General features: G+C 65.1%; 1 protein-coding gene. It reads left to right on the top strand.

The window, feature by feature from the left end; all coding sequences use genetic code 11:
* On the top strand, positions 1-736 hold a 736-nt coding region (locus PV646_RS44770), incomplete at both ends, for a cytochrome b (RefSeq protein WP_500349257.1).

The following is a 736-nucleotide window of genomic DNA, read 5'->3' as shown; positions in this document are numbered from 1 at the left end:
TGATGTTCGGCGGGGAGTTCCCCGGCACGGACATCATCCCGATGCTCTACACCGCGCACATCCTGATCATCCCGGCGATCATCCTGGGTCTGATCGCGGCGCACCTCGCGCTGGTCTGGTACCAGAAGCACACGCAGTTCCCGGGCGTGGGCCGCAAGGAGACCAACGTCGTCGGCGTCCGCATCATGCCGGTGTTCGCGGCCAAGGGCGGTGGCTTCTTCGCCATCGTCGTCGGTGTCATCGCGATCATGGGTGGCGTCTTCCAGATCAACCCGATCTGGAACTTCGGCCCGTACAACCCCGCGCAGATCTCCGCCGGTTCGCAGCCCGACTGGTACATGGGCTGGACCGACGGCCTGGTGCGCATCTGGCCCGCGTGGGAGTTCTACCTGGGCAACTACACGATCCCGGCGCCGTTCCTGCCGTTCATCCTCGGTCTGCCGCTGCTGACCGGCATCGCGGCGGCGTACCCGTGGATCGAGCGCAAGATGACCAAGGACTACGCGCACCACAACCTGCTGCAGCGCCCGCGTGACGTTCCGGTCCGCACCGCGCTCGGCTGGATGTCGATCACGTACTTCATGGTCCTGCTGCTCATGGGCGGCAACGACATCTTCGCGTACCAGTTCGACATCTCGTTGAACCTGACGACGTGGATGGGCCGCATCGGCATGCTGGTGCTGCCTCCGATCGCGTACTTCGTCGCGTACCGGATCTGCATCGGCCTGCAGCGCGG

The sequence above is a fragment of the Streptomyces sp. ID05-26A genome (genome assembly GCF_033794685.1).
Lineage (GTDB): Bacteria > Actinomycetota > Actinomycetes > Mycobacteriales > Pseudonocardiaceae > Lentzea.
This window is presented reverse-complemented; position numbering and strand designations above follow the sequence as displayed.